At 72.1% G+C, this 26,165-nt stretch carries 28 protein-coding genes; 22 read left to right on the forward strand and 6 right to left on the reverse strand.

The window, feature by feature from the left end; all coding sequences use genetic code 11:
* Window positions 1-49: 49 nt before the first annotated feature.
* The 4 genes from ADK67_RS24530 to ADK67_RS51140 all read left to right on the forward strand — a co-directional run bounded on the left by ADK67_RS24530 (window position 50) and on the right by ADK67_RS51140 (window position 2,704).
* Entirely contained in the window at window positions 50-937 is an 888-nt protein-coding gene (locus tag ADK67_RS24530; RefSeq protein WP_053718840.1) for a glutamate ABC transporter substrate-binding protein, read from the forward strand.
* Window positions 938-1,008: 71 nt separating this feature from the next.
* A complete protein-coding gene (locus tag ADK67_RS24535; RefSeq protein WP_053718841.1) occupies window positions 1,009-1,683 on the forward strand; it encodes an amino acid ABC transporter permease in 675 nt (224 codons plus the stop codon).
* Window positions 1,680-2,528, forward strand: a complete 849-nt coding sequence (locus ADK67_RS24540; RefSeq protein ID WP_053718842.1) for an amino acid ABC transporter permease — start codon at window positions 1,680-1,682, stop codon at window positions 2,526-2,528. Before ADK67_RS24535 ends, ADK67_RS24540 begins: the two co-directional genes overlap by 4 nt.
* A 2-nt stretch (window positions 2,529-2,530) precedes the next feature.
* Complete coding sequence (locus ADK67_RS51140) at window positions 2,531-2,704, forward strand: hypothetical protein (protein ID WP_157620802.1); 174 nt, start codon at window positions 2,531-2,533, stop codon at window positions 2,702-2,704.
* Here ADK67_RS51140 and ADK67_RS24545 read toward each other — a convergent pair.
* Window positions 2,701-3,792, reverse strand: a complete 1,092-nt coding sequence (locus ADK67_RS24545) for an Rv2629 family ribosome hibernation factor (RefSeq protein WP_157620803.1) — start codon at window positions 3,790-3,792, stop codon at window positions 2,701-2,703. The two genes, ADK67_RS51140 and ADK67_RS24545, sit on opposite strands and share 4 nt — an antisense overlap.
* A 48-nt stretch (window positions 3,793-3,840) precedes the next feature.
* Between ADK67_RS24545 and ADK67_RS24550 the strand changes: the two genes are divergently transcribed.
* The 8 genes from ADK67_RS24550 (at window position 3,841) to ADK67_RS24580 (ending at window position 11,335) form a co-directional block, all read left to right on the forward strand.
* Complete coding sequence (locus ADK67_RS24550; RefSeq protein WP_053718844.1) at window positions 3,841-4,539, forward strand: EcsC family protein; 699 nt, start codon at window positions 3,841-3,843, stop codon at window positions 4,537-4,539.
* Between the two features lie 68 nt (window positions 4,540-4,607).
* Window positions 4,608-5,825 carry an MFS transporter gene (locus ADK67_RS24555; RefSeq protein WP_053718845.1) on the forward strand — a complete coding sequence of 406 codons (1,218 nt, stop codon included), beginning with the start codon at window positions 4,608-4,610 and terminating at the stop codon, window positions 5,823-5,825.
* Window positions 5,826-5,990: 165 nt separating this feature from the next.
* Window positions 5,991-6,143, forward strand: a complete 153-nt coding sequence (locus tag ADK67_RS51145; protein ID WP_157620804.1) for a hypothetical protein — start codon at window positions 5,991-5,993, stop codon at window positions 6,141-6,143.
* 31 nt (window positions 6,144-6,174) lie between these two features.
* A complete protein-coding gene (locus ADK67_RS24560; protein ID WP_053718846.1) occupies window positions 6,175-6,366 on the forward strand; it encodes a hypothetical protein in 192 nt (63 codons plus the stop codon).
* Between the two features lie 43 nt (window positions 6,367-6,409).
* Window positions 6,410-9,049 carry an ATP-binding protein gene (locus ADK67_RS24565; RefSeq protein ID WP_053718847.1) on the forward strand — a complete coding sequence of 880 codons (2,640 nt, stop codon included), beginning with the start codon at window positions 6,410-6,412 and terminating at the stop codon, window positions 9,047-9,049.
* Between the two features lie 49 nt (window positions 9,050-9,098).
* A complete protein-coding gene (locus ADK67_RS24570; protein ID WP_053718848.1) occupies window positions 9,099-9,638 on the forward strand; it encodes an NADPH-dependent FMN reductase in 540 nt (179 codons plus the stop codon).
* A complete protein-coding gene (locus ADK67_RS24575; protein WP_053718849.1) occupies window positions 9,635-10,804 on the forward strand; it encodes an MFS transporter in 1,170 nt (389 codons plus the stop codon). The genes ADK67_RS24570 and ADK67_RS24575 overlap by 4 nt, the downstream gene beginning before the upstream one ends.
* Window positions 10,805-10,906: 102 nt before the next feature.
* On the forward strand, window positions 10,907-11,335 hold the full coding sequence (locus tag ADK67_RS24580) for a CBS domain-containing protein (RefSeq protein WP_053718850.1): 429 nt from the start codon (window positions 10,907-10,909) through the stop codon (window positions 11,333-11,335).
* 45 nt (window positions 11,336-11,380) lie between these two features.
* Here ADK67_RS24580 and ADK67_RS24585 read toward each other — a convergent pair whose 3' ends face one another.
* Window positions 11,381-11,905 (reverse strand): CGNR zinc finger domain-containing protein, encoded by a 525-nt coding sequence (locus ADK67_RS24585; RefSeq protein ID WP_053718851.1) that lies wholly within the window; start codon window positions 11,903-11,905, stop codon window positions 11,381-11,383.
* A 61-nt stretch (window positions 11,906-11,966) separates the two neighbouring features.
* Here ADK67_RS24585 and ADK67_RS24590 point away from each other — a divergent pair, with 61 nt between their 5' ends.
* From ADK67_RS24590 to ADK67_RS24605, 4 genes are read left to right on the forward strand one after another with little or no spacing between them, the layout of a single operon-like run.
* A complete protein-coding gene (locus tag ADK67_RS24590; protein ID WP_053718852.1) occupies window positions 11,967-12,617 on the forward strand; it encodes a maleylpyruvate isomerase family mycothiol-dependent enzyme in 651 nt (216 codons plus the stop codon).
* A 54-nt stretch (window positions 12,618-12,671) separates the two neighbouring features.
* Window positions 12,672-13,094, forward strand: a complete 423-nt coding sequence (locus ADK67_RS24595; protein ID WP_053718853.1) for a hypothetical protein — start codon at window positions 12,672-12,674, stop codon at window positions 13,092-13,094.
* Window positions 13,095-13,103: 9 nt separating this feature from the next.
* Window positions 13,104-14,039 carry a DUF3500 domain-containing protein gene (locus tag ADK67_RS24600; RefSeq protein WP_053718854.1) on the forward strand — a complete coding sequence of 312 codons (936 nt, stop codon included), beginning with the start codon at window positions 13,104-13,106 and terminating at the stop codon, window positions 14,037-14,039.
* Complete coding sequence (locus ADK67_RS24605) at window positions 14,036-14,668, forward strand: endonuclease V (protein ID WP_053718855.1); 633 nt, start codon at window positions 14,036-14,038, stop codon at window positions 14,666-14,668. The genes ADK67_RS24600 and ADK67_RS24605 overlap by 4 nt, the downstream gene beginning before the upstream one ends.
* Here ADK67_RS24605 and ADK67_RS24610 read toward each other — a convergent pair.
* Together ADK67_RS24610 and ADK67_RS24615 are read right to left on the reverse strand one after the other, a co-directional pair.
* A complete protein-coding gene (locus ADK67_RS24610; protein ID WP_053718856.1) occupies window positions 14,656-15,876 on the reverse strand; it encodes a family 4 glycosyl hydrolase in 1,221 nt (406 codons plus the stop codon). The two genes, ADK67_RS24605 and ADK67_RS24610, sit on opposite strands and share 13 nt — an antisense overlap.
* A complete protein-coding gene (locus tag ADK67_RS24615; protein WP_053718857.1) occupies window positions 15,873-16,739 on the reverse strand; it encodes a LysR family transcriptional regulator in 867 nt (288 codons plus the stop codon). Before ADK67_RS24615 ends, ADK67_RS24610 begins: the two co-directional genes overlap by 4 nt.
* Before the next feature lie 71 nt (window positions 16,740-16,810).
* Between ADK67_RS24615 and ADK67_RS24620 the strand changes: the two genes are divergently transcribed.
* Both ADK67_RS24620 and ADK67_RS24625 read left to right on the forward strand, forming a co-directional pair.
* A complete protein-coding gene (locus ADK67_RS24620) occupies window positions 16,811-17,713 on the forward strand; it encodes an alpha/beta hydrolase (RefSeq protein ID WP_053718858.1) in 903 nt (300 codons plus the stop codon).
* On the forward strand, window positions 17,713-18,876 hold the full coding sequence (locus ADK67_RS24625) for an MFS transporter (RefSeq protein WP_053718859.1): 1,164 nt from the start codon (window positions 17,713-17,715) through the stop codon (window positions 18,874-18,876). Before ADK67_RS24620 ends, ADK67_RS24625 begins: the two co-directional genes overlap by 1 nt.
* Here the strand turns inward: ADK67_RS24625 and add are convergent.
* The gene (gene add, locus ADK67_RS24630) at window positions 18,833-19,834 is read right to left on the reverse strand and encodes an adenosine deaminase (RefSeq protein WP_053718860.1); all 1,002 of its coding nucleotides are present in this window, start codon (window positions 19,832-19,834) and stop codon (window positions 18,833-18,835) included. The two genes, ADK67_RS24625 and add, sit on opposite strands and share 44 nt — an antisense overlap.
* A 159-nt stretch (window positions 19,835-19,993) precedes the next feature.
* Here add and ADK67_RS24635 point away from each other — a divergent pair, with 159 nt between their 5' ends.
* From ADK67_RS24635 to ADK67_RS24650, 4 genes are all read left to right on the forward strand, one after another.
* Entirely contained in the window at window positions 19,994-21,841 is a 1,848-nt protein-coding gene (locus ADK67_RS24635) for a Xaa-Pro dipeptidyl-peptidase (RefSeq protein WP_053718861.1), read from the forward strand.
* Between the two features lie 92 nt (window positions 21,842-21,933).
* Window positions 21,934-22,446, forward strand: coding sequence for a M23 family metallopeptidase (locus ADK67_RS54745; protein WP_053718862.1), 513 nt, complete (start codon window positions 21,934-21,936; stop codon window positions 22,444-22,446).
* Between the two features lie 129 nt (window positions 22,447-22,575).
* A complete protein-coding gene (locus tag ADK67_RS24645) occupies window positions 22,576-23,340 on the forward strand; it encodes a M23 family metallopeptidase (protein ID WP_053718863.1) in 765 nt (254 codons plus the stop codon).
* Between the two features lie 116 nt (window positions 23,341-23,456).
* The gene (locus tag ADK67_RS24650; RefSeq protein ID WP_053718864.1) at window positions 23,457-24,482 is read left to right on the forward strand and encodes a DUF4192 domain-containing protein; all 1,026 of its coding nucleotides are present in this window, start codon (window positions 23,457-23,459) and stop codon (window positions 24,480-24,482) included.
* 379 nt (window positions 24,483-24,861) lie between these two features.
* On the opposite strand, the gene ADK67_RS51150 is transcribed toward ADK67_RS24650, so the two are convergent.
* Complete coding sequence (locus ADK67_RS51150) at window positions 24,862-25,377, reverse strand: hypothetical protein (RefSeq protein WP_053718865.1); 516 nt, start codon at window positions 25,375-25,377, stop codon at window positions 24,862-24,864.
* Window positions 25,378-26,165 lie beyond the last annotated feature (788 nt).

A 26,165-nucleotide genomic window follows, 5' to 3' on the forward strand; every position in this document is an offset into this window, starting at 1 on the left:
CGGCGCTGAGCCTGGCGCCGCACTACCGATGAAGAGCAGGAGTAGGACGATGAGGGTTCGCACCCTTGCGGTGGCGCTGCTGGCCGGCGGCCTCGCCCTGACCGCATGCGGCAAGGAGGGTGGCCCCGGCGATACCGGCACGGCCCCCTCGCAGCAGGTCGCCGCCGACGTGAAGGTCGACGGCTCGCCGACCTTCGACAAGATCAAGGCCCGTGGCCGCGTGATCGTCGGTGTCAAGGAGGACCAGCCCGGCCTGGGTTACAAGGACCCGACCAGCGGCAAGTTCACCGGCTTCGACATCGAGATCGCGAAGCTGGTCGCCGCCAAGCTCGGCTACGGCGACGACAAGATCGACTACAAGGCGATCCCGTCGGCCGGTCGCGAGCAGGCGCTGATCAACGGTGACGTGGACTACTACGTCGGCACCTACACGATCAACAACAAGCGCAAGGAGCAGGTCGGGTTCGCCGGTCCGTACTACACCGCGGGCCAGGACCTGCTGGTGAAGAAGGACGACAACTCGATCACCGGCCCTGAGACGCTCAAGGGCAAGAAGGTCTGCTCGGTGACCGGCTCCACGCCGATCCAGAAGGTCAAGACCGACGGCCTGACGGAGCCGGAGAACATCGTCGAGCTCCAGACCTACTCGCTGTGCGTCGAGCAGCTGGAGCAGGGCGCGGTCGACGCCGTCACCACCGACGACGCGATCCTCAAGGGCTACGCCTCGCAGTCGCCGACCACGCTGAAGGTCGTCGGCAAGACGTTCTCGACCGAGCCGTACGGCATCGGCCTCCCCAAGGAGGACAAGGCCCTGCGCGGCAAGATCAACGACATCCTGGACGAGGCCATCAACGGCGGCGCCTGGGAAGCGGCCTACAAGGCCACCCTCGGCGTGTCGGGCTCCGACGCCGACAAGCCGGTCATCGAACGCTACTGATCAGTTCCCCGCGGCCGGTCGTCGGTGTTCCGGCGGCCGGCCGCACCACACCCACCTAGCCGAGGAAGCCGATGGACGTCCTGCTCGACAACCTCGACCTGTACGGGCCCGGGTTCCTCAACACCGTTGAGCTGTTCCTGATCTCCGCGGTCGGGTCGCTGGTGTTGGGGACGATCCTGGCGATGCTGCGGGTCGCGCCGGTCCCCGTGATGCGAGCCATGGGCACCGCCTACGTGACGATCGTCCGCAACACCCCGCTCACGCTCGTGTTCTTCTTCTTCGCCCTCGCGTTCCCGGCGCTCGGAATCGTGACCGCGGACACGTTCGGCGGTTCGGCGGCCAGCCTTTTCTACACCGCCGCCCTCTTCGCGCTGACCCTCTACACGGCGGCGTTCGTGTGCGAGGTCGTGCGTGCCGGTATCAACACCGTTCCGGTCGGCCAGGCGGAGGCCTCTCGCGCGCTGGGCCTGACGTTCGGCCAGATGCTCGGGTCCGTGGTGCTGCCGCAGGCCACCCGTGCGGTCGTGCCGCCGATGATGAGCACGATGATCGCCCTGCTGAAGAACACCACCATCGCGGCGGGCTTCTCGGTGTTCCAGGCGGGCTCCATCAGCGCCAACCTGGCGGAGCGCGGCGAGAACCAGCTGATCGGCCTGCTCTGGGTCGCCGGGTTCTTCGTGGTGCTCGTGATCCCCATGACCCTGCTGCAACGCAGCCTTGAGAAGCGGTGGAGCATCGCCCGATGAGCTCGGTCCTGTTCGACGTCCCCGGGCCCCGGGCCCGGCTGCGCCACCGCCTCTACGCGGCGATCGGCATTCTCGTGCTGGTCGCGGCCATCGGCTTCGTGCTCTACCGGTTCGCCGATACCGGCCAGTTCGAAGGCCGGAAGTGGTCCTGGCTCGAGTACAAGAACATCCAGCTGACCCTGGGCGAGGCGCTGCTGAACACGCTCAAGGCGTTCGCCCTCGGCGCGGTGTTCGCCCTGCTCTTCGGCGCGATCTTCGCGGCCGGCCAGCTGTCGGACCACAAGGTCATCCGCGTGCCCTCGATGGTGGTCGTCGAGCTGTTCCGCGCGGTGCCGCTGGTCGTGCTGATCTTCGTCTTCCACTACGGCGTGTCCCTCGGTTCGCCGCTCTACTCGGTGGTGCTCGGCCTGACGCTCTACAACGGCTCGGTGCTGGCCGAGGTGTTCCGCGCGGGCGTGCTGTCGCTGCCGCGCGGGCAGAGCGAGGCGGCCTACGCGGTGGGCATGCGCAAGACGCAGGTGATGAGGCACGTGCTGCTGCCGCAGGCGGTGCGGGCGATGCTGCCGGCGATCATCAGCCAGCTCGTCGTGCTGCTGAAGGACACCGCGCTCGGCTTCCTGATCACCTACGACGAGCTGCTGGACTTCGCGCGCGACATCGGCAGCCAGTTCCAGTTCGGCCGGCCGCTGGTGCCCGTCACGATCATCGTGGCCGCGGTCTACATCTCCATGTGCCTGCTGCTGACGTGGCTGGCGACGTACCTGGAGAAGCGCAGCCGGCGCGACAAGAAGGTCATCGCGCTGGAGAAGAAGCCCGCCGAGGACGTCGTCGCGGCGGCGGTCTGAGCGTGGCCGCGCTCGCGGCGTCCGGCGCGTTGTTCCTCGACGCGCCGGGCCGCGTGCTCGTGGTCGAACCGGGCGAGACGCCACGCGAGGCGTGCGCCCAGGAGTTGCTGGAGGGGCTGGGCCCGGCCGTGGAGCCGGGCCCGCTGCTCGTGACCCCTACCTCGAACACGGGCTAGTAGCGCAGTAGCGCGCCCACGCCCTCCCGCAGCTCGGCGACATCGGTGACGACCACCTGTGCGCCGGTCGCCGCCGCGGCGGTGCCCAGCGCCTCGTCGGCCCGGTGCTCGCCGACGTGCTCGACGCCGAGGCCGAGCAGGTCCTTCTCCCGCAGCGCGAGCTGCGCCGGATCGTCGCCGGACCACACGGTGCGGTCGCCGAGCGCCGGGTCGGACACCAGCAGCGCGGCCACCTTCGCCTCGCGCAGCGCCTCCACCACGGGCGCCAGGCCCTGCACCGCGCGGCCGTCCGGGCGGCCTGCCTCGGCGGTGAACTCCTCCACCACGTCGTTGTCCAGGTCGAACTGGTACTGGGTCACGAGGGACTGCACGGCGTGGTCGAACGCGGCGTCGTCCGCGCCCTCGGCCAGGGTCGCGCCCTCGACCTCGATCAGCACGTCACGGCACCGCGGGCTCAGCTCCTCGCGCACGTCCGCACGTGCCTGCACCTCGCCACCCAGGACCAGCAGCCGGGCGTCCAGGCCCGTCACCAGCCGGTCGACCTCCGCGGCCACCAGCGCCGCGTTGCGCTTGGTCGTCTCCTCGACGGCCTTCTGCAGCCGCCGGTGCGACCAGCCGCCGCCGGGGACCTTGTGCAACGGGTGCTCGTCGCCGTGCACCTCGTCGTGCACGTCACCCGTGCGCTCACCGCGCCCGTCGTACCCGTGCAGGTCCGCGCCCGCCCGGTCGACCAGCACGACGACGTGCGGCACGGCGGGTTCCATCCAGGTGGCCAGCGGCAGCAGGTGCGGCAGGTCCGACCAGCGCACGGTCTCCACGGCGGGCGGGCGCGGCAGCACCCGGTCCAGCAGCAGCCTGCCGTGGGCCGCGACGAGCGCCCGACCGGACTTCCCCGGCACCGGCGCCAGCACCGCCTCCTGCATCGCGTCCAGCGTGGCGTCGTCCGCGCCCTGCTTGGCGAGTTCCTCGCGCACCCCGCGCCAGCGCAGCTCCATGGCCTTGGCCGCGTCCTCGGTGTCGTGCGAGGCGTCCAGGTAGACCGACGCGAACGGGCCGCGTTGCCTGACCAGCTCTCCCAACGAAGACATGTCCATTGGCCTCGGCTACCCGATCGCGCGCCGCGTAACCTCGGGGTCATGGTGGACGAACCGGGTGCGATCACCAGGGTGCAGCAGAACGCCGTCGACCACCTGCTCAGGGTGGGGATCAACGGGTTCGGGCCGTTCAAGGGCGCCCGGCAGATGGCCGTGGAGGCGTTGGACAAGGGGTTGACGCCGGAGGAGGCGATCAAGCACCTGATCCGGACGCACGTGGCGGCGGCGGGCGTGCAGGGTTTCGCGACGAACGTCGGCGGCCTGATCACGCTGCCGGTCACCCTGCCCGCGAACCTGACGGCGTCCTACCTGGTGCAGACGCACCTGATCGCGTCGATCGCCGCCGTGCACGGGCACGACCTGGACAGCGACGAGGTGCAGACGGCGATCCTGGTGTGCCTGCTGGGCAACGCGGGGACCGAGCTGCTGAAGAAGGCGGGCATCCGGGTCGGCTCCAGGCTCACCATGAACCTGATCGAACGGATACCCGCCCAGCTCATCCGCGAGGTCAACAAGCGCGTCGGCTTCACCCTCCTGGCCAAGTACGGCACGACCAAGGCGACGGTCACCCTGGCCAAGGGCGTGCCGCTGGTGGGCGGCCTCATCGGGGGCACGTTCGACGCCGTCACGACCGGCGCCGTGGGCACCTTCGCCGCCCGCTTCTTCACCGAACGCGACGAACCACCCGCGGTCGTGGACGGCACCGTGATCGAGGGCGAGATCGTGGACATCCGGGAGTGATTGGCCCAACGCATCGGCCTGGAGTTGGCCCTTAGCGTGGGCCAATCGGGCACCTAGCGTGACGTCCCATGGGGACGACGAAGGTGCTCGCGGTCGCTCAGGTGGCCAACTCGGTCGGCGACGGGGCGTTCTACGTGTGCTCCGCGCTCTACTTCACCCGGGTCGTGGGCCTGTCGGCGACGAGTGTCGGGGTGGCGTTGACGGTGGCCTGGGCGGTCGGCGCGGTGGTCGGGGTGGGGTTCGGGCACCTCGCCGACCGGGTCGGGCCGAGGCGGGTCGCGATCGGGTTGGCGGTCGGCACGGCCGGTGCGCTGGCGTCGTTCCTGGTGGTCCGCTCGTTCTGGGCGTTCGTGGTGGCCGCGTGCGCCTACACGTGCGGTCAGTGCGGGTTGGCCGCCGCACGGCAGGCGTTGCTGGCGGGGCTGGTCGGGCCGGAGCGGCGGACGCGGGTGCGGGCCGTGCTGCAGTCCGTGGTCAACGGTGGGCTGGCCGTGGGCGCGGGGCTCGGCGGGGTGGCGTTGCACGTGGACACGGCGGCGGCGTACCTGGCGGTGTTCGCGTTGGACGCGGTCGGGTTCGTGGTCGCGGCGGTGGTGCTGCGCGGGGTGCCCGAGGTGGTGGCGGTGGCCCGGACGGGACGGCTCGGGGTGCTGCGGGACCGGCCGTACGCGCTGGTGGCGTTGCTGAACTCGGTCCTCTTGCTCTACATGCCGATGCTGAGCCTGGTCGTGCCGCTGTGGGTCGTCGAACGCACCTCCGCGCCGAAGTGGGTGGTCGGCCTGCTGTTCGTGCTCAACACCGGCGCGGTGGTGGTCGGGCAGGTGCGGCTGGCGCGCGGCGTGACCGATCTGCGCACGGCGGCACGGTCGGTGCGGCGTGGAGGGGTGTTGTTGCTCGCGTCGTGCGCGGTGTTCGCGTGGTCCGCAGGTGTACCCGATCGGGTGGCGGTGGCGGTGCTCGTCGTCGCGGCGGGCATCCAGGTGGTCGGCGAGATGCTGCACGGCGCGGGTTCGTGGGAGATCGGCTTCGGCCTCGCGCCGGCCGACAAGCAGGGGCAGTACCAGGGGTTCTACGGCACCGGCACGGCGGTCGCGCGCACCGTCGGCCCGTTGCTGCTCACCACCCTGGTGCTGGGCGGGGGAGTGGTGGGCTGGCTCGTGCTGGGCGCGCTGTTCCTGGCCGCCGCACTGGCCATGACGCCCGCCGTGGCGTGGGCGCGGCGGGCGGGATCCGCGCCGACCGGTAAAAGGATTGGCGCGGCGGCGGAAACCACGCTAACGTCATGACCATGTTCTTCCAGATCTACCTCTGAGGACTTCTTCCTCCAGCGCCGCACCGGCCTCGGGCCGTGCCGCGCCCTTCTCCTGGTGGCCCCAGCGGCTCTTCACGCGACCCTGTCGAACCACGGGTCGTAGTCTTCTGCACGCCTCGAACACCGAGGAGGCGAACGCATGCCCACCATGCGCAACGAACCGCCACACGACGGTCAGCCGTCCAACCGCGCCGCACGCCGCGGCGCTCGCTCGTCCGGCGCGGTGCAGCCGCGTTTCGGCGGCGGCCGAGCCGTCGTCAACCCGCGCCAGTACGCCCTGCGTCGTCGCTGACCAGCGACCTCGCCACACCCAGGAGGCAGACATGACCGATCAGGACGTTCCGCAGGTCGAGGACGGCGAGCAGGACCAGCCGGAGCAGACCGAGGTTCCGCTCAACCGCGCGGCCCGCCGCGGTCACGCCCAGAAGAACGACGGCGTGAACAAGATCCCGGGCCGCCCGCACCAGAACACGTTCGTCGGCCGACGCGTGTTCCGGCGCACGAGCGGCGGCTGAGCGACGACCGGCACGCGACCGCTCGACTAGTCTCCGGTGCGCTATGAGCGCACACCTGGTGAGCCCGGAGCTGGTCGGGCGGTCGGCCGAACTCGGGCACCTCGCGGGCGCGTTCGACCACGCGCCCGCGACGGTGCTCGTCGGCGGTGAGGCGGGTGTCGGGAAGTCCCGGCTGATCGACGACTTCACCGCCCGGCTCGACGCCACCGTGCTGCTCGGCGGCTGCGTCGAGCTGGACGGGCTGCCGTTCGCGCCGTTCGTCGCGGCCCTGCGCGGTGTCGAGGTGACGGACCGCGAACGCGCCGACCTCGCGCCGCTGCTGCCTTCGTTCCAGGGCGAGGCGACGGGGGACGAGGCACGCCCACGGTTGTTCGAGGGCGTGTTGTCGTTGCTGGGCAGGCTTTCCGAGCAACGGCCGGTGGTCCTCGTGGTCGAGGACGCGCACTGGCTGGACCGCTCCAGCCGCGACCTGCTCGACTTCCTGGTGCGCAACCAACGCGCGGTGCCGCGGTCGGTGGTCGTGGTGACCTACCGGTCCGACGAGCTCGGCGGCCCGGTGCGGCCGCTGCTGGCCGAGCTGAGCCGGGTGCCGTGGGTGCGCCGGTTCGAGCTGCCCCGGCTGTCCGCCCGCGACGTGCGCGCCCAGCTGCGCGGGATCCTCGGCGCGGAACCGGATCCGGTGTCCGCGCACGCCGTGTTCCGGCGCAGCGAGGGCAACCCGCTGTTCGTCGAGGCCCTCGTGGACGGCGAGGCGGAGCTGTCGCTGGAGGAGTTGCTGCTCAGCCGGGTCGAACGGCTGGAGCCCGCCGCCGTCGCCCTCGTGCGCGCCGCGGCTGTCGGCGGCCGGCGCGTGTCCCACGACGTCCTGCGCGAAGTCCACGACGTCACGCCGATGCGGTCCATTGTGGACGCCGGCGTGATGGTGGTGGACGGCGACGGCTACGCGTTCCGGCACGCGTTGATCCGCGACGCGGTCTACCGGCGGCTGCTCCCCGGCGAACGGGTCGAGCTGCACGCGCGGTACGCCGCCGTGCTGCCGAGGTCCGCCGCCGCCGAGTTGGCGCACCACCGGTACGCGGCCGGTGACGTCGCGGGCGCGGTGTCCGCCGCGTGGGAGGCCGCCGGCATCGCCCGTCGCACGTTGGCCTACGCCGAGCAGCTGGCCATGCTCGACCGCGTCCTGTCCTTGTGGGACGACGCCGCGCACCTCGACGTCGACCGGCTCACCGTGCTGGAGGCGGCCGGTGAGGCGGCGAGCCGCGCGGGGGAGCACGAGCGCGGCGAGGAGCTGACCAGCGAGCTGTTGGCCTGCCTCGACCCGGCGGTCGAGCGGATCCGGTACGCGGCCGTGGTGGAGCAGCGCGGTCGGCTGCGGGCCCAGCTCGGCAGGCCGGGCGCGCTCGAAGACCACCGCGAGGCCGTGCGGCTCGCGCCCGAGGGGCACCCGATCCGCGGCTACCTGCTCAACTCGTTGGCCGCCCGGCTGATGGCGGTCCCGCGCCCGGACGAGGCGCGCGAGGTCGCGGAGGAGGCGTTGGGCGCGGCCCACCACGCCGGCGACGACCCGTCCGAGGCCGCCGCGCTGATCTCGTTGGCCGTGCTTGACGCGCGGCTGGGCGACCTGGACGCGCAGCTGCCCCGGCTCCGCCGCGCGCGGGCCATCGCGGAGAACGTCGCGGCGCACCGCGTGCGGCTGCGCGCGCTGCACTGCGAGTCGTCGTTGTCGGAGGCGTACGGGCGGCTCGCGGAGGCCGAGGAGCTGGCCAGGCTCGGCCTGCGGACCGCCCGTGAGCTCGGGTTGGCGCGGTCCGCGGGCACGTCGCACGCCGTGGACCTGGCCAGGGCGTTGATCGCGGCGGGCCGGTGGGACGAGGCGCTGGAGTGCGTCGACCACGCCCTGGACCACGCGCCGCCGGCCGTCTACCACGCGCACCTGCTGTGCCTGGCGGGGTTCGTGGACGTGCAGCGGGGCGACGTCGACCGGGCCGAGTGGGCGTTGACCAGGGCGCGGGAGCTGGCCGACACGCCGTTCATCCAGGACCCGCTGCAGCTGCCCCGGCTGGAGGCCGAGGTGCGGTGGGCGCAGGGCCGGGTGGACGAGGCGGCGGCCGTGGTGCGGGCCGCGTTCGACCTGCCGCACGTGCGGGTCGCGTCCCGGTTCTCCTGGCCGCTGGCCGCGTTGGGTGTGCGGCTCGGGCTGGCGGCGCCGGACCTGCCGGTGGCCGGACCGGTGCAGGCCGCGTGGGCGTCGACGTGCCGGGGCGAGTGGCGTGAGGCGGTCGCCGCCTGGGAGGCGTTGGGTCAGCCGTTGTGGCACGCCGAGGCGTTGTTCGGGCTGGCGTCGCAGACGCGGGACGCCGACGCGTTGCGCCGTGCGGCGGAGCTGGCCGAAGGGCTCGGCGCGACGCCGTTGCGCGACCGGATCGCGGACCTGGCGCGGCGGGCGCGGGTGACGTTGACCGGCGAGGGCGCGGCGCAGCGGGCGCGGTTCGGGCTGACCGCCCGTGAGGTGGAGATCCTGCGACTGGTCACGGACGGGCTGGGCAACCGGGAGATCGGCGAGCGGCTGTTCATCTCGGTGAAGACGGCGAGCGTGCACGTGTCGAACATCCTGGGCAAGCTCGGCGTGGCCAACCGGGTCGAGGCGGCGGCGACGGCTCACAGGCTGAGGCTGTTCGAATAGGGCTCGTGCCCGATGCCCCGCCGGGTGCCTTAGACCGACCGTTGACGGCATGGAGATCTTGGGGATCGCGGGGAGCCTCCGCGCTCAGTCGTTCAACCGGAGGTTGCTGGCGGCGGCACGGCACGAGCTGCCGGAGGACGCGCGGCTGGTGGTGTGGGACGGGTTGGCAGCGGTGCCGCCGTTCGACGAGGACGCCGAGGACGGGCCGGTGCCGCCGGCGGTCGCGGGGCTGAGGGAGGCCATCGGGTCGGCGACGGCGCTGCTGATCGCGACGCCGGAGTACAACGGATCGCTTCCGGGCCAGTTGAAGAACGCGCTGGACTGGGCGTCCCGGCCGCACGGAGCGGGAGTGCTGACCGGTAAGCCCGTCGCCGTGGTCGGCGCGAGCCCGAGCCCGAACGGCGCCGCGCTGGCGCAGGGCGACCTGCTGCGGGTGCTGGCCACGGCCGGCGCGTCGGTGGTCGGCGGGCCGGTGGCGGTCGGGCAGGCGTTCCGGCGGTTCGACGAGCACGACAGGTTGCTGGACCACGATCTGCGGGAGGCGCTGGGCGGGGTGCTCGCCGAGCTGGTCGGCCGGGTGGTCGCGTGACCACCGTGCTGGAGCGCACCCGCTGGAGCGCGGTGTGGGCGGTGTCGTCCGCGATCGTGCTGGGGTCGCTCGACCTCACCGCCGTCGCGGTGGCGCTGCCGGTGCTCGGTGCCGAGCTCGACGCCGGGCCAACGGTCACCCAGTGGGTCCTGCTGGCCTACAACATCCCGTTGATCGCGTTGAGCCTCCCGGCGGGCAGGTGGCTGGACCGGGCCGGGCACCTGCCCGCGTTCCTGCTGGCGGTCGGCGGGTTCGGGGCGACCAGCCTGCTGATCGCGGTCGCGCCCAACGCGGCGGTGGTGTTGACCGGGCGGGCGTTGCAGGGGGTGTTCAGCGCGTTGATCGGCGCGCTGGCCATGCCGATCATCGCGGCCAACGTGCGTCCGGAACACCGAGCGCGCGCGATGGGGATCGTGCTCACGCTCATCCCGTTGAGCGGTGTGGCCGGCCCGGCGTTCGGCGGGTTGCTGACCGACCTGTTCGGCTGGCGGTCCGTCTTCCTGATCAACCTGCCGGTGGTGGCGCTCGCCGCGCTGGTGGGGCGGCGGGGGATCGCGACGGACGGGCGCGGGTTGCCGTGGCCGAGCGTGCGGCTGCTGGTCGAGTCCGCGGTGCTCGGTGCACGCGTGGTTCGGCTGCCGTCGTTGGCGCTGCCGCTGGTGGCGATGATGTTGGTGGTGGTCGGGGCGGGCGCGTTGCACTTCGCGGTGCCCTACGCGTTGGTGGAGCTGCCGTCGCGGACGGTCGGGTTGGTGCTGCTGGCGTTCTCGGCGGGGATGGCGGTGCTGTCGCCGATCGCCGGGGTGATCGCGGACCGGTACGGGTACCGGTCGGTCGCCGTGGTCGGCACGGCGGTGGCCTTGATCGGTACGGTCCTGTTGCTCCAGGCGGGTGATGATCCGTGGGACCTGGCGTGGCGGCTGGCGCTGATCGGGATCGGGCACGGGCTGTTCGCCGGACCCAACGCGGCGGCCGTCATGGCGCGGACGCCACCGGAGCTGATGGGCACGTCCGGAGGCGTGACGACGCTGGTCCGCACGGTCGGCTTCTCGGTCGGACCGGCGTTGGGCGCGGCGCTCGGCGGGTTCCACCAGACCGTCGTGGTGCTGGTCGCGATCACCGCCGTCGGCCTCCTCGCGACGGCCGCACAGCGGAAGACGACGTGACGGGGTAGTGCTCTCTTCGGGCACGTGATCTGCCGATCACGTGCCCGGCGAACTAGCCTGAGCTGGGTAGCAACCGGGTCTGGCGGAGATCGGGAGGTGCCCATGAGGATCGCTGACGTGTTGCGCAACAAAGGTTCGGCCGTGGCCACGGTCGAGTCGAGAGCGTCGGTGGCGGAGCTCGTCGCCGCGCTGGCCGAGCACAACGTGGGCGCGATGGTCGTGCTCGGGCCCGAGGGCATCGCCGGGATCGTGTCGGAACGCGACGTCGTGCGGAAGCTGCACGACCGGGGCGGCGAGCTGTTGGCCGCGCCGGTGGCGGAGATCATGACGAGCGAGGTGCTCACGTGCACGCCGCGGGATTCGGTCGACAGCCTCACGGTGCTGATGACCGAGCGGCGCATCCGGCACGTGCCGGTGGTCGACGACGGCGAGCTGGTCGGCATCGTCAGCATCGGCGACGTGGTGAAGAGCCGGATCAACCAGTTGCAGGAAGACCACGACCAGTTGACCGCGTACATCGTGCAGGGCTAGCCACTGGTCGCGCGGGCGTCTTCCGGCGCCCGCGCGGTCGGGCCGTCAGGTGTCGCGGTGGTAGTGCCTGCTGACCCTGGCCCTGTTGCCGCACGACGGTTTGCACCACTCCTGCCGCGGGTGGGCCTTGACGAAGTACCGGATGCACCGGGGCGCGGGACAGGCGCGCAGGTCCGCCCGCGTGCCGCCGGCCAGGAACTCGATCGCCGCCGTCGCCAGCGTCGCCAGCAGGCGGTCGCCGTCGTCGGCCGAGTCCACGTAGCGCATCCTCGGCTGCTCGTCCCACTCCAACCGCGCCGCCCGCGGCACCCGCGCGGCGGCCTCGTTGACGATCCGCAGCGCGCGTTCGACGTCCATCAGGTGCGGCGTGTCCAAGCGTTCGTGGGCCCGCGTCGCGTGCGCGAACAGCGACCGCACGGCCCAGCGCAGTTCGACCGCCCGCGCCCGCAACGCCTCGTCCGCCCGCACACCGGCCCACGCGGTGAAGCCCTCCGGCGTGGCCAGGTCGTCCGTGAGCCCGCCGTGCCCGTCGTGCCGGACCGTGCTCGCGAACTCCAACGCCAGTGCCACCCGGGCGAGTCTAGTGATAGGTTCCTAATGGGTTTGAGCTGTCTATCCATTAGGGGGAGTTGTGACGATCCAGGAGCAGGCGCTGGACGCCCACCGCAGGCTGGCCGCCGCGATCGAGGACCTCACCGACGAGCAGGTGGCGCGACCGTCGGTGCTGCCCGGCTGGACGCGCGGCCACGTGCTGGCGCACCTGGCGAACGTCACCGTCGCGCTGGCGGGCCAAGCCGAGCACGAGGGCACGAAGGTCCAGCCCTACCCCGGCGGGCGGGCCGAACGGGACGCCGCGATCGAGGCCGACGCCGGGCGTTCCGCGGCGGAGCACCGGGCCGCGATCGCCGACGCGGCCGCCCGGCTCGCCAAGGCCTGGGAGAACGTCCGCGACTGGGACACCCCCGTCTTCTACCGCGACGGCACGCTCACCGGCACGGCCTACGGGGTCTGGCGCGAGGCCGAGATCCACCTCCGCGACCTCGACCTCGGCCCCGTCACGTGGTCGCCCGAGTTCTGCGACCACGCCGTCGACTTCCTGTCCGCGCGGGTGCCCGACGGCATCCGGCTCACCCTCCAGGCGCCGGAACGCCGGTGGACCGTCGGCGAGGGCGAGGAGGTCACGTTGACCGGCTCGCGCACCGACCTGATCGCGTGGCTCGCGGGCCGTGAGCCGGACGGGCCGATCACCGGCGAGGCACCCGAGCTGAAGCCCTGGCCGTGACCGGGCGGACCCCGGTCCCTGTCACACCTCGGCGGCGTCCGTCGTCCGAGGGGCATGAGATTCCTCCGGATCGGACTGTGGTTCCTGGCCGCCGCGCAGGCGGGCGTCGGCGGCTGGGCGTTGCTCGCGCCGCAGGGCTTCTACGACGGCTTCCCGGCGCCCGGTCACCACTGGGTGGCGATGTTCCCGCCGTTCAACGAGCACCTGCTGCGTGATTTCGGCAGCCTCAACCTGGCGTTCGCGGTCGCGTTGGCGTTCGCCGCGACCAATCTGCTCCTGGCGCGCGCAATCCTGGTGTCGTACCTGGTGTTCGCGGTGCCGCACCTGGTGTTCCACCTCGGGCACCTCGACCACATGCCGGTGGTCGACCAGGTCGGCAACGTGGTGACGCTCGCCCTCGCGGTGGTCCTGCCGATCGTGCTGCTGGTAGTCGACGCCCGACGCCCGGCTGCTGCTCCGCGCCCGCAAGGCGGCTAAGTTCGAGTGATGCTGCACGAGATCGCCGAAGCCACCAGGGGCTTCCTCGACCTGCTGGACGACAGGCAGCGGACGGCGGCGGTGCGGGACGTGGGCGACGACGACCTGCGCACGCGGTGGGCCTACACGCCGGGGCCGCGGCCGGGCGTCGGCTACGGCGAGCTGAGCCGTGACCAGCGCAAAGCCGTGCACCGGCTGCTGGCGTGCGTGCTCAGCCCGCACGCCTACGCGCAGGCCACCGCGATCATGGCGCTGGAGGACGTGCTGGACGACCGCGAAGGCGGCACCCGGGACCGGCACCAGGGCGACTACCGGACCGTGCTGCTCGGCGAGCCCGGTGACGAGCCGTGGGGCTGGCGGGTCGAGGGCCACCACCTGTCGTTGAGCGTGGTCGTGGCCGACGGACGCGTGTCGGCGACACCGTTCTTCTTCGGCGCCCACCCGGCCCGCACCACGTACCGGGGCCGCACGGTGCTCCAACCGCTGCGGCTGGAGGAGGAGTTGGCGCGCGAGCTGCTGGACCGGATGGGGCGCACGGCACGCGGGCTGGCCGTGGTCGCCGACACGCCGCCGCCGGACCTGAAGACCGGCAACGCGCGCCGGATCGGCGACCTCGAGCCGGTCGGCGTCACGCCCGCGCAGCTCGACCGGCCGGCCCGGGGGCTGCTCGTCGGGCTGGTGCGGTACTACCTCGACCGGCTCACCGGCGACCTGGCCGACGAGGAGTTCGACGCGCTGGAGCCGGACCGGCTGCACTTCTCGTGGGAGGGTTCGGACAAGCGCGGCGAGGGGCACTACTACCGGATCCAGGGGCCGGAACTGCTGATCGAGTACGACAACACGGACAACGACGCCAACCACGCGCACTCGGTGTGGCGGCGGCGGTCCGGCGACTTCGGCGAGGACCTCCTGGCGGCGCACCGCGCCTCGGTGAGGCACGAGTGACGCCCGAAGAGGCGATCGCCGAGCAGGAGCGGCTGCGGCCGTCGGTGTCGGCGGTGACGGACCCCGGGCTGGTGGTGCGGCACGTCGCCGGGCTCGACGTGTCCTACGCCGACGACGACCGGCTGGCCGCGGCGATCGTGGTGCTGGAGGCCGGGTCGTTGCGGACGGTCGACTCCGCCGTGGTGACGGGCAAGGCGGACTTCCCGTACGTGCCCGGCCTGTTCGCGTTCCGGGAGCTGCCGTCGTTGCTGGAGGCGATGGAGCGGCTGACCGTGACGCCGGACCTCCTGGTGTGCGACGGGCAGGGGTTGGCGCACCCGCGGCGGTTCGGGCTGGCCTGCCACCTCGGGGTGGTGACCGGCCTGCCGAGCGTCGGCGTGGCCAAGACGCCGATGGGCCGGTTCGACATGCCGGACGACGTGCGGGGGTCGCACACGGACCTCGTGGACGACGGCGAGGTCGTGGGGCGGGCGTTGCGGACGAGGGAAGGCGTGAAGCCGGTGTTCGTGTCCGTCGGTCACCGCATCGACCTCGACCGGGCGTGCGCCGAGGTGCTGCGGCTGTGCGTGACGCGGCAGCCGGAGACGACCCGGCGTGCGGACGCGTTGGGCCGGGCTCAGCTCAGGTAGGCCAGCTCCGGGTGCCGGCGGACGTAGGTGTCCAGCAGGCTCTTGGCGGTGGCGACCGAGTCGACCAGCGGGTGCAGGGCGAACGCCTTGAGCGCGGCCGGGCGCGTGCCCTCCATGACCAGTCGGTCCACGGCTTTGACGGACGTGACGAGGCCCGCGGCGTGGTTGGGCAGCGGGCTCACCGGCAGGGGGCGCGCGCCCGTCGCGTCCACTTCGCACGGCACCTCGACGATCGCGTCGTCGTCCAAGGTGGACAGTGTGGAGTTGTTGGGCACGTTGAGGATCAGCGTCGCCGTCTCGTTGTCCGCGATGGCCCGCATGAGCGCCATGGCCACGTGCTCGTAGCCGCCGCCCTCAAGGCTGTCGCGTTCACGCTCTTGAGCCATGTACGTCGCTTCACGCTCCAGCCGCGTGGTCTCCCAGTCCACGTCGCCGTCGTAGAAGCGTTGTTGTTGGTTGAGCAGGAAAGCACCGCGGTTGTCGCCCAAGGCCTCACGCGTCGAGTAGTAGTAGTGCAGGTATTCGTTGGGGATCACGCCCAACGCGCGCAACCACTCCGCGCCGAACATCCGGCCTTCCTCGAAACCGGTCAACGCCCCGTCGTCGGCCAGCAGGGTGGGCAGCAGGTTCTCCGTGCCCAGGTAGACGCCCTGCAACCAGCCGAGGTGGTTCAGGCCCGCGTAGTCGAACGTCGGGTTCTCCACGTCGAGCGCCTTGGCGACGCGGCGGCACAGGCCCAGCGGCGAGTCGCAGATGCCGATCACGCGGTCGCCCAGGTGGCGGGCCATGGTCTCGGTGATCAGCCCGGCCGGGTTGGTGAAGTTGACGACCCAGGCGTGCGGCGCGAGTTCGGCGATGCGCCGGGCGATCGCGTCCGCCACCGGCACGGTGCGCAGCCCGTACGCGATGCCGCCCGCCCCGACGGTCTCCTGCCCGAGGACGCCGTGCGCGTGCGCCACCTCCTCGTCGATCGCGCGCCCGGCCAGGCCGCCGACCCGGATCGCGGAGAACACTAAGTCCGCGCCGCGCAACGCCTCGTCCAGGTCCGTGGTGGCGGTGACCGGCGGGCCGTCGCGCAGCACGTGGCGGATCGCGTTCAGCCGGTGCGCGTCCACGTCGTGCAGCACGAGTTCGGTGATGTGCTCGTCCAGCGCCTTGTGCACGAGCGGCACGCGGAAGCCGCCGCCGCCCAGGATGACCAGCCTCATGCGTCCCATCCTGCCTCGGCGAGCAGCGTCACGAAGGCCGACGCGAGCGGATCGGGCGTTTTGTGCCCGTACGCGACCAGGGTCCGCCGCACGGGCGGGTCGGTGCGCAGGACCGTGCCGTCGAACGTCTCCGGCACGATGTTGCGCGGCACGAGCGCGGGACCCAGCCCGGACGCGGCCAGCACGGGCGCCGCCGCGGTCTGCTCGGTGCGCACGGCCGCGCCCGGTTGGAAGCCGCGGGCCGCGCACTCCGCGTCGACCAGGTCGGCCAGGCCGTTGCCCGGCGCGTAGTGCACCCACCCGACGTCGGCGAGCGCACGCAGGTCGATCGGCTCGCGGTGGTGCGTGTCGGGCGGCAGGACGATCACGAACTCCTCCACGCCGAGCCGCTGCTGGAAGCCGACCCAGTTCACCGGCTCGGGACCGAGGGCGACGTCGGCCTGCCCGTCGGCCATGGCCTCCCGCAGTTCGTCGGCGTGGCGGTGCTCGAACAGGCGGATCCGCACGTCCGGGTGCTCCGCGCGCCACCGCCGGAGCACGGCGGGCAGCACGCCGAGGGTGAGCGAGTAGAGCGTGGCCACGCGCAGTTCGCCGCACTCCACGCCCGCCGTGCGTCGTGCGGCGGTGAGCGCGCGCTCCGCCTCGTCCAAGGCGGCACGGGCGTGGGGGAGCCAGGCGCGACCGGCGGGCGTGAGGCGGACGGCGCGGGGCAGTCGGTCGAGCAGCCGGGCGCCCACGGTGCGTTCCAGGGCGAGGATCTGGTGCGAGAGGGCGGGCTGGGTGACGTGCAGCAACTCGGCGGCGCGGGTGAACGACCCCTCGTCCACGACCGTGATCAAGTATTCGAACTGCCTCAACGTCATGAATTCAGCTTATGCGTTCCAGAAAGAACATGCCTTGGACTTATCACAGCAGGTCATCGGATGATCGGTCCATGTCATTGAACGAACAGGCCCGCGCGGTGCTGGAGAAGCTCGCGGGCGCGCCCGCGCTGGAGGAGCTGACCGTCGTCGAGGCACGCCAGGCGCAGTGGGGGTTCCTGGCGTTCCAGGGCCCGCCGGAGCCGGTGGCGCACGTCGCGCACTTCTTCGTGCCCGGGCCGACGGCCGACCTGCCCGCGCGGATCTACTACCCCGAGGGCGACGGGCCGTTCCCGGCGATCGTGTTCCTGCACGGCAGCGGCTGGGTGACGTGCAACCTCGACCTCTACGACGTGGCGCTGCGCGCGTTGGCCGCCACCACCGGGCACGCGGTCTTCGCGGTGAACTACCAGAAGGCGCCCGAGCACCCGTTCCCCGTGCCGCTGGACGACTCGTACGCGGCCACCGCGTGGCTGTTCGAGCACGCGGCGTCGGTGGACGTCGACCCGGCGCGGATCGGGGTCATGGGCGACAGCGCGGGCGGCAACCTCGCCGCCGCGGTGGCGCTGAAGGCACGCGGCACGCTCGACCTCGCGTTCCAGGTGCTGGTGGTGCCGGCGCTGGACGTCGACTTCACCACGCGGTCCTACGTGGACCACGCGACGGGCTACGCGTTGTCGACCGGGACGATGCGGTGGTTCTGGTCGCACTACCTCGGCTCGACCCCGGTCTCGGACCTCGCGGCGCCGTTGCGGGCGTCGGTGGACGGGCTGCCGCCCGCGTTCGTGGCCATCGCCGGGCACGACCCGGTGCGCGACGACGGCGAGCGGTACGCGGCGAGGTTGGCGGCGGCCGGCGTGCCGGTGCGGCTGCGGGAGTTCGAGGGCACGATTCACCCGTTCGTGTTGATGGACGGCGTGCTCGACGAGTACCGCGTGCTGCTGGGCGAACTGCGGACCTGGCTGGGTGCCCGGTGATGCCGCCCGCGTTGCTCGCGCTGGCCGTGGGCGCGTTCGGCATCGGGACCACGGAGTTCGTGATCGTGGGCCTGTTGCCGCAGGTGGCGGGCGATCTCGGGGTCTCGATCCCGTCCGCCGGGCTGCTCGTCTCCGGCTACGCGCTGAGCGTCGTGGTCGGCGCGCCGCTGATCACGGCGGGCGGGTCGCGGCTGCCGCGCAAGCAGTTGCTGATCGGCCTCATGGCGTTGTTCGTCCTGGGCAACCTGGTGTGCGCGGTCGCCGACGACTACGCGTTGCTGATGGTGGGACGGGTCGTCGCCGCGCTGTGCCACGGCGCGTTCTTCGGCGTGGGGTCGGTGGTGGCGGCCGGGCTGGTCGCGCCCGACCGGCGGGCGCGGGCGATCGCGCTGATGTTCACCGGGCTGACCGCGGCGAACGTGCTCGGGGTGCCGGCGGGCACCGCGCTGGGGCAGGAGTTCGGGTGGCGGTCGACGTTCTGGGCGGTGACCGCGCTGGGCGTGGTCGGGCTGGTGGGGATCGTGGCGCTGGTGCCGCCGCAGCCGCCGTCGACCGGGCTGCGCGGCGAGCTGGCGGTGTTCCGGCGGCCGGGGGTGTGGCTGGCGCTGGTGACGACGGCGCTCGGGTTCGGCGCGGTGTTCGCGTCGTTCACCTACGTCGCGCCGATGATGACGGAGGTGGCCGGGTTCTCGCCGGGCGCGGTGACGTGGCTGCTGGTGCTGTTCGGGGTCGGGCTGTTCGTGGGCAACGTGCTCGGCGGGCGTGCGGCGGACCGTCGCCTGATGCCCAGCCTGTACGCGTTCCTGGGCGCGCTCGCGGTGGTGCTGGCGGTGTTCGCGTTCACCGCGCAGTGGGCCGTGCCGGCGGCGGTCACGATCGCGGTGTTCGGCGTGTTCGGGTTCGCGACCGTGGCGCCGTTGCAGGCCAGGGTGTTGGAGCAGGCGTCGGGCGCGCCCGCGCTGGCGTCGGCGGCGAACATCGCCGCGTTCAACCTCGGCAACGCGGCGGGCGCGTGGCTGGGCGGCGCGGCGATCGACGCCGGGTTCGGCTACACCGCGCCCAACTGGGTGGGCGCGGTGATTGCGCTGGCCGCGCTCGGCGTGGCGGTGGCCGGCGGTGTCAGTGACCGAGCGCGTCGATCTCGGCCAGCAGTGACCGCTTGAGGTCGTCCGGCGCGAAGCCGGCCCGCACCCCGGTGCGGGCCAGCTCGGCCAGTTCCGCTTCACCCAGGCCGAACACCTCGTGGCACAGCAGGTACTCGCGGTCCAGGTCGGTGTGGAACATGCCGGGGTCGTCCGTGGCCAGGGTGACCGGCACGCCCGCGTCGAGCAGCCTAGGCAGCGGGTGGTCCTTGATGTCCTTCACCGCGCCCGTGCGGAGGTTCGAGGTGGGGCAGATCTCCAGGGTGATCCCCTCGGCGGCCAGCCGGCGCAGCAGTTCGGGGTCGGCCACCGCGTTGACGCCGTGGCCGATCCGCTCGGCGTGCAGCTCGTCCAGCGCCTCTCGGACCTGGTCTGGGCCGGTGGTCTCGCCCGCGTGCGGCACGCAGTGCAGGCCCGCGTCCCGGGCGACGGTGAACGCCTCGCGGAACGCCCGCCGCGGCGCGTCCGCCTCGAACCCGCCGAGCCCGAAGCCGACGGTGCCCGGCGGCCGGTGCGTGACGGCGTACTTCGCGCTGGTCAGGCCGAAGTCCCGGTCCCACAGGCCGGGGATGTCGAACACCCACGCCAGCTCGACGCCGTGCTCGGCCCTCGCCCGTTCGCGGCTGGTGGTGAGGGCTTCGCCCAGCTCCTCCGGCGCGATGCCCGCGCGCAGGTGGCTGGTCGCGCTCACGGTCACCTCGGCGTAGCGGACGTTGCGCCGCGCCTGCTCCTCGGCCAGGCCCAGCACCAGCGCGGCGACGTCGTCGCCCGTGGTGACCAGGTCGTTCACCGCCGCGTAGACGTCGATGAAGTGGCCGAAGTCGGTGAACTCGTAGAACCGGAGCAGCTCGGCCTCGTCGGTCGGCACCCCGTGCTGCGGGTGCCGGCGGGCGAGGGTGAGGACGGTGGCTGGGGAGGCTGACCCGACGAGGTGGACGTGCAACTCCACTTTGGGCAGCGCGGCGATGAAGTCACGCATGGCCCGGGCGAGTCTGCACAGGTCTCCGCCGCTGGTCAAGGGGCCGTTCGTCGGGTCTTACGAGAATGTCCATTGTGGACTTTGGGCACCCTTGACAGGGGTAGTGGCGCGGGGGAGGGTCAGCCGCAAACCTGTCCTACACATGATGGGGGTTCGGTCGTGAAGGGTGCACGGAGAGCCGCGGTGCTCGCCGCTCTGGTGACGCTGCCGCTGGGGCTGACGCCCGCGGTGGCCGGCGCCGTCGCGGAAGGCCCGGTGTTCGTCGGTGGCGAGGCGCAACCCGTCTTCGACCCGAAGGACGTGGTCCGCGAGAGCCTGTGGGTGCGCGCGCCGGTCGACAGCGACCGCGACGGGCACGACGACGAGGTCTACACCGAGGTGGTGCGCCAGAAGGCCACCGACCGCGGGCTGAAGGTCCCGGTGGTGTTCTTCAACAGCCCGTACTTCTCCGGCGGCAACGACGTGGCGAACCACGACGTCGACGTGGAGCTGTACGTGCCGAACCGCCGCGGCGGGTACGACAAGCGGGACGGCTCGCTGCTCAAGGCGGAGGCGGACGAGCGGATCGCCGCCGCCGTCGGCCCCAACCCGGCCCCGATCCGGTCCGGGCGGTACGAGGACTACTTCCTCTCCCGCGGCTTCGCCATGGTGTACGCCGAGTCGCTGGGCACCGGCAAGTCGACCGGCTGCCCCACCTCGGGCGGCCACAACGAGACCGTCGGCTCGAAGTCCGTGGTCGACTGGCTCAACGGCCGTGCCACCGCCCGTGACGCGGCGGGCGCACCCGTCGTGGCGGGGTGGACCACCGGCAAGGTCGGCATGATGGGCGTGTCGTACAACGGCACCCTGCCCAACGCCGTCGCCGCCACCGGGGTCGAGGGCCTGGAGGCCATCGTGCCCATCGCGGCCATCTCCAGCTGGTACGACTACTACCGGGCCGACGGCGCGGTGGTGGCGCCCGGCGGGTTCCAGGGCGAGGACCTGGACGTGCTGGCCGAGTACGTCTACACGCGCGAGGACCGGGAGGTCTGCAAGCCGGTGATCGCCGACGTGGCGGCCCGGCAGGACCGCGTGACCGGCGACTACAGCGAGTTCTGGGACGAGCGGAACTACGTCAAGGACGCCGCGAAGGTGCGGGCCGCGGTGCTGGCCGTGCACGGGTTGAGCGACTGGAACGTCAAGGTCAAGCACGTCTCGCAGTGGTACGACGCGCTGCGGCGGCACGGCGTCGAGCACAAGATCTGGCTGCACCAGGCCGCGCACACCGACCCGGACACGCTGCGGCCGGTCGAGTGGCGGCGCACGATCAACCGCTGGTTCAGCCACTACCTGTACGGGATCGACAACGGCATCGAGCGCGAGCCCAAGGCGACGATCCAGCGCGAGGACAAGACGACGTGGGTGGACGAGGCCGACTGGCCCGCCCCCGGCACGTCGACCGCCCGGGTGTACCCGTGGGCGGGCGGCACGACCAAGGGCGCGTTGCGGTTCGAGTCCGTGCCCGGCAACGCGGTGGTCGAGACGTTGCGCGACGACGCGTCCAAGCTCGCCGAGGACCTGATCGACCTGCCCGCCTCCGGCAACCGCCTCTCGTACGCGACGAGGCCGACCGCCGAGCCGCTCCGGTTCTCCGGCGTGGCCCGGGTCGACCTGGCGATCTCGTTCGACCGGCCCGCGGCGAACGTGACCGCGCTGCTGGTGGACCGGGCGCCGGACGGCACGTCGCACGTGATCACGCGCGGGTGGACCGACCCGCAGAACCGGGTGTCGCCGTCGCGGACCAAGCCAATCGAGCCGGGCAAGCGGTACCGGGTCGAGGTCGAGCTGGAGCCGAACGACTACGTGGTCCCGTCTGGTCACCGCGTGGAGTTCGTGCTGATCTCTTCTGACCACGACTACACGCTCCGGCCGGACCCGGGCGCGGGGCTGTCGGTCGACCTGACGTCCACGGTGGTGGAACTCCCCGTGGTCGGGGGCATCGCCGCGTTGCGCCGATCGGTTGGTTAGAAAGTAATTCACGAAGCAGACACTTCGAAAGTCTTCCACTAACGGGTGCGGCTGTGGTCGGATCGGCGCCACAGTCGTCAAGGAGGTGGCAGATGAGTCGGATCCGGCGCGCTCTGGTCACGGCACTGGTGGCGCCGCTGGTCGGCCTCGCCCTCACGCAGGGCGAGGCCGCCGCGGCGCCCGGGTTCCAGATGCCGTTCCCGTGCAACCAGGTCTGGTCGGGTCAGACCCGGACCAGTCACAGCCCGGCCAACGCCGTGGACTTCAACCGCACCAACGACCTCGGCGACCCCGTCGTGGCGTCGGCGGCGGGCACGGTGACGCGGGTGGAGAACGAGGGCAGCACCAGCTACGGCCGGTGGGTCGAGATCGGTCACGGCGGCGGGTGGCGCACCCGGTACGCGCACCTGTCCGTGCAGCGGGTGAGCGTCGGTCAGACCGTGTCGCGGGGGCAGCGCATCGGCGACGTCGGCACGACCGGCGGTTCGACCGGGCCGCACCTCCACTTCGAGCAGCGGCTCGACGGCGTCGCGCAGAGGATCGTGTTCAACGGTTCGCAGATCCTCTACTGGGGCACGCGCAACTACACCAGTCGCAACTGCTGAGTGGGTGATGGACGGTTGCGCCGTTCGGTTGGTTAGGAACTAATTCACCAACTCAATACCTGGTAAGTCTTCCACTAAGGCGGCCGGGCGTGGTCGGATGATCACCCCCAGTCGTCAAGGAGGTGGCAGATGAGCCGACGCGTGTTCGTCACGGCCTTGGTGGCGCCGCTGATCGGCCTCGTCCTCACGCAGGGCGAGGCCGCGGCGGCGCCGAACTTCCAGATGCCGTTCCCGTGCAACCAGGTGTGGGAAGGCCAGACCCGCACCAACCACAGCCCCGCGAACTCGGTCGACTTCAACCGGGCCAACGACGACGGCGACCCGGTGGTCGCGTCGGCGGGTGGCAGCGTCACGAGGGTCGCCAACGAGGGCAGCACGAGCTACGGCCGGTGGGTCGAGATCGACCACGGCAGTGGCTGGCGCACCCGGTACGCGCACCTGTCCGCGCAGAGCGTGTCCGTCGGGCAGTCCGTGCGGATCGGCCAGCGGATCGGCAGCGTCGGGACGACCGGCGGGTCGACCGGGCCGCACCTGCACTACGAGCAGAGGCTCAACGGCGTCGACCAGAAGATCAGGTTCAACGGCACCCAGATCTACTACTGGGGCACGCGCAGCTACACCAGCCGCAACTCGTGCGGCACCAGCGGCGTGACCGGCACGGTCGGCACCGACAGCGGCGCGGCCGTGACCATCCGGTCGGGCCCCGGCACGCAGTACGCCGCCGTCGGCTCGGTCGCGAACGGCGCGACGGTGACGATCGGCTGCCAGACGCAGGGCGAGACGATCACCGGCAAGTACGGCACCACCAACCTGTGGGACAAGATCGGGACGGGGTACATCTCCGATGCCTACGTGTACACAGGTTCGGACGGTCAAGTAGCACCGAGCTGCTGAGTTTCCGCAGGTCGTAGGGCCGTCCCCAGTTCGGTGGGGACGGCCCTTTTCCGAGTTGTCCACAGATCGGCGATCGCCGCCGGCCTGCCCGACCGCGCTGGTCCACTGTCGGACCCATGACGAAGCTGCTGCCGCCGACCCGCCTGCGAGACCCGGGCGACCTGATCGCCGCCGTGCCGCACCTGCTCGGCTTCCACCCGTCCGACTCGGTCGTGGTCCTGGTGGTGCGCGACCACGACGTGGCCATGACCTTGCGCGTGGACCTGCCGCCGCCCGGCGTGCCGCACCGCGTGCCCGAGCGGCTCACCGCGCCGCTGGTCGGGTGCGGGGGTGACGACGCGGTGGTCGTCGTGGTCGGCGGCGGTTCGAGCGACCCGCCCGAAGACCTGCCGCACGCCACGTTGGTGGACGAGCTGGACGACGCGCTCCACGAGGTCGACGTGCCGCTGTTGCTGGCCGTGTGGACGCGGGCGACGGCGAAGGGCGAGCGGTGGTTCGACTACCACGACGTGGGCACCTCGGGCACCGTGCCGGACCCGTCGAGCACGGCGTTCGCCGCGGCGTCGGCGGCGGACGGCCACGTCACGTACGCCAGCCGTGAGGCGATGGGCGACGTCCTGACCCCGGACCCGCCGGCGGAGCTGTCCCGCCGATCCATCCTCCTCAACCGCCTGGCCGCCGACCAGCCGCCACCGGACGACCTGACCGTGCCCCCTCGCGACCGCGAGCTGATCCACGCCGAGGTGGTGCGTGCGGCGACCCGAAAACGCCTGCTGACGGACGAGGAGGTGGCCGACCTGGCGCACGCCTTGTCGAACCCGCTGACGAGGGACGCCGCCCTGGCCTACTGCGTGGGCGAGCACGCCGAGAGCGCCGAAACCCTGTGGACCGAACTGACCCGGGCGAGCCCCGCCCCGGAACGGGCCGAACCGGCCACCCTCCTCGCCTTCTCCGCCTACGTCAGGGGCAACGGCACCCTGGCCATCCTCGCCCTGGACCGAGCCGAAGAAGCCAACCCGAACCACCGCCTGACCGAACTGCTCCGGGCGGCCCTGAACACGGGCCTGGCCCCAGACCAGATCCGCCACCTGGCCGAACAAGTAGCCGCCACCGACTGGACCGCCCCACCCACCAACCTCTGACCCGACCCGACCCGACCCGACCCGCCCGACCCGGCACCGGTCGCCGGCCACCTGCACGCCACCGACCCGGCCTCCGCTACCCGATGCCGGCGTCGACCGTCATCTCGCACGCCTGGCCACCACACCCGATGCCGTGACGGGTCTGTTGGCGCGGTCATCGGTCGGCGAGTGCTCAACGCGGTGCACTCGCCGACCGACGGAACAACCGAACCCACCACACCGAACCGGGAGGCACTCACTCCAACCTCACCCGACTACACGTCGGACTACCCGCCACCGCGCAGCACAGCCGGACGTCTGGCCGCTCCGCTGGCTCGGCTTCCCTACGTGGCCTGCCGGCCGCGGTTCCCGCCGTCCGGATGCCCGGCGCGTTCCGCGCTCACGCCAGGGTGGAGCCGTGCCCGTACCGGAACTCGGCCCCGGACCCGTAGGCGGCCAGCCCGAACGCGGGGAGGGACTTGTCCCTCTCCGTGCGCAGGTCGAACGCCAGGAACCTCTCGTACGCCGGTTCCGGCAGGTGCCGGCGCACGTCCGTGGCGAGTCGCGTGATGGTGGTGCCCAGCGTCCTGGCGCTGTGGTTGACCGTCGCCAGCACGAAGAGGCTGTCGCGCGGGTCGTCCAGCGTCCGTTCCGCCATTCCCATCCCGACGATGCCTCGGTAGAGCGGCACCGTCGAGTCGGTCCGCACGGCCATCGTCGCCATCCGCTGACCGAAGACGCAGAGCACGCCCGCCGCGCGCGGCTGGATCGCGTCCAGCGTCTCCTGCCGCACGGCGGGCGTCGCGTCGAGGTACCCGGCCACGACCGACTCCACGAGGTCGTCCAGCTCGTGCGGCAACTTGATCCCCAGGTACCCGTTGAACCGGCGGTCCAGCAGGTGTCTCACCGTGGCCATCGAGCCCCCTCGCGTGGCGCGGTGCCACCGCGACCGGGACACGAGGACCCGGGTTGTCGCGGCTAGCGCGTGGTGTAGCCGGCTGTTGATGGCGGCGACGTGGACGGTGGCCTCGTAGCGGACGGCCGCGTGGCGCTGCCTGTGGATCTGCCTGTCGATCGTCGGTGGCCGCCGCCCGCGGAGCCTTTGGCCTTGCGGTGGCCGGCCTGGTCGCGTGGCTGGTCGATGGTGGCCTTGATCCGTCGCCGCCGCCCGGGCCCGACACCAGGGTCGCCTCGATCACCGGCACGAACTGCGGGCTGTCGCCACGTTGTCCGGTAGTGACCAGCAGCGACAATGGCCGCCTGTCCTGCTCGCAGGCCAGGTGCGGTTCGCTGGTCCACCCGCCCCTCGACGGCCCCAACCCGTGGCCGTCCGGCTCGGTGCCACGGTCCGGCGTATCGGGCGGTTCCATCTGGAGATCCGCCCGCACGATCGTGGACTCCGCGCTCACGTCCCACACGATCACCCCGTCGGCGTCCGCACGGGTCTGCAACGCGGCCAGGATCGCCCTCCAGACCCCGGCCCGCTGCCACAGTCGATCGACGCCGTTTACCCCACTTCGGCGGACGCCCGGTCTGACGCCGACGGGTAACAGTGGTTGCAGCACACGCCGCCGCTCACCTCACCTTTGAAACACGCGCTAGATGCAATGCCGGTGACTTAGAGTGGTTTGCGCTGCTTGTTGGCGGAGACGGTGCGGTAGTGCGGCGCGATCCGGACTGCCTCGGCGGGGTCGCGGGTGGGTT

It is taken from the genome of Saccharothrix sp. NRRL B-16348 (genome assembly GCF_001280085.1).
In the GTDB taxonomy this organism is placed as follows: Bacteria; Actinomycetota; Actinomycetes; order Mycobacteriales; family Pseudonocardiaceae; genus Actinosynnema.

What these genes read in the sequence shown, in the direction of transcription:
- ADK67_RS24535 (WP_053718841.1), top strand. Translation starts at nt 1,009, where the DNA reads ATGGACGTCCTGCTCGACAACCTCGACCTGTACGGGCCCGGGTTCCTC.
- ADK67_RS54745 (WP_053718862.1), top strand. Translation starts at nt 21,934, where the DNA reads ATGAGTCGGATCCGGCGCGCTCTGGTCACGGCACTGGTGGCGCCGCTG.
- ADK67_RS24560 (WP_053718846.1), top strand. Translation starts at nt 6,175, where the DNA reads ATGACCGATCAGGACGTTCCGCAGGTCGAGGACGGCGAGCAGGACCAG.
- ADK67_RS24650 (WP_053718864.1), top strand. Translation starts at nt 23,457, where the DNA reads ATGACGAAGCTGCTGCCGCCGACCCGCCTGCGAGACCCGGGCGACCTG.
- ADK67_RS24550 (WP_053718844.1), top strand. Translation starts at nt 3,841, where the DNA reads ATGGTGGACGAACCGGGTGCGATCACCAGGGTGCAGCAGAACGCCGTC.
- ADK67_RS24645 (WP_053718863.1), top strand. Translation starts at nt 22,576, where the DNA reads ATGAGCCGACGCGTGTTCGTCACGGCCTTGGTGGCGCCGCTGATCGGC.
- ADK67_RS51150 (WP_053718865.1), bottom strand. Translation starts at nt 25,377, where the DNA reads ATGGCCACGGTGAGACACCTGCTGGACCGCCGGTTCAACGGGTACCTG.
- ADK67_RS24580 (WP_053718850.1), top strand. Translation starts at nt 10,907, where the DNA reads ATGAGGATCGCTGACGTGTTGCGCAACAAAGGTTCGGCCGTGGCCACG.
- ADK67_RS24625 (WP_053718859.1), top strand. Translation starts at nt 17,713, where the DNA reads ATGCCGCCCGCGTTGCTCGCGCTGGCCGTGGGCGCGTTCGGCATCGGG.
- ADK67_RS51145 (WP_157620804.1), top strand. Translation starts at nt 5,991, where the DNA reads ATGCCCACCATGCGCAACGAACCGCCACACGACGGTCAGCCGTCCAAC.
- ADK67_RS24620 (WP_053718858.1), top strand. Translation starts at nt 16,811, where the DNA reads ATGTCATTGAACGAACAGGCCCGCGCGGTGCTGGAGAAGCTCGCGGGC.
- ADK67_RS24540 (WP_053718842.1), top strand. Translation starts at nt 1,680, where the DNA reads ATGAGCTCGGTCCTGTTCGACGTCCCCGGGCCCCGGGCCCGGCTGCGC.
- ADK67_RS24555 (WP_053718845.1), top strand. Translation starts at nt 4,608, where the DNA reads ATGGGGACGACGAAGGTGCTCGCGGTCGCTCAGGTGGCCAACTCGGTC.
- add (WP_053718860.1), bottom strand. Translation starts at nt 19,834, where the DNA reads ATGCGTGACTTCATCGCCGCGCTGCCCAAAGTGGAGTTGCACGTCCAC.
- ADK67_RS24600 (WP_053718854.1), top strand. Translation starts at nt 13,104, where the DNA reads ATGCTGCACGAGATCGCCGAAGCCACCAGGGGCTTCCTCGACCTGCTG.
- ADK67_RS24565 (WP_053718847.1), top strand. Translation starts at nt 6,410, where the DNA reads ATGAGCGCACACCTGGTGAGCCCGGAGCTGGTCGGGCGGTCGGCCGAA.
- ADK67_RS24570 (WP_053718848.1), top strand. Translation starts at nt 9,099, where the DNA reads ATGGAGATCTTGGGGATCGCGGGGAGCCTCCGCGCTCAGTCGTTCAAC.
- ADK67_RS24595 (WP_053718853.1), top strand. Translation starts at nt 12,672, where the DNA reads ATGAGATTCCTCCGGATCGGACTGTGGTTCCTGGCCGCCGCGCAGGCG.
- ADK67_RS24610 (WP_053718856.1), bottom strand. Translation starts at nt 15,876, where the DNA reads ATGAGGCTGGTCATCCTGGGCGGCGGCGGCTTCCGCGTGCCGCTCGTG.
- ADK67_RS24615 (WP_053718857.1), bottom strand. Translation starts at nt 16,739, where the DNA reads ATGACGTTGAGGCAGTTCGAATACTTGATCACGGTCGTGGACGAGGGG.
- ADK67_RS24545 (WP_157620803.1), bottom strand. Translation starts at nt 3,792, where the DNA reads ATGTCTTCGTTGGGAGAGCTGGTCAGGCAACGCGGCCCGTTCGCGTCG.
- ADK67_RS24530 (WP_053718840.1), top strand. Translation starts at nt 50, where the DNA reads ATGAGGGTTCGCACCCTTGCGGTGGCGCTGCTGGCCGGCGGCCTCGCC.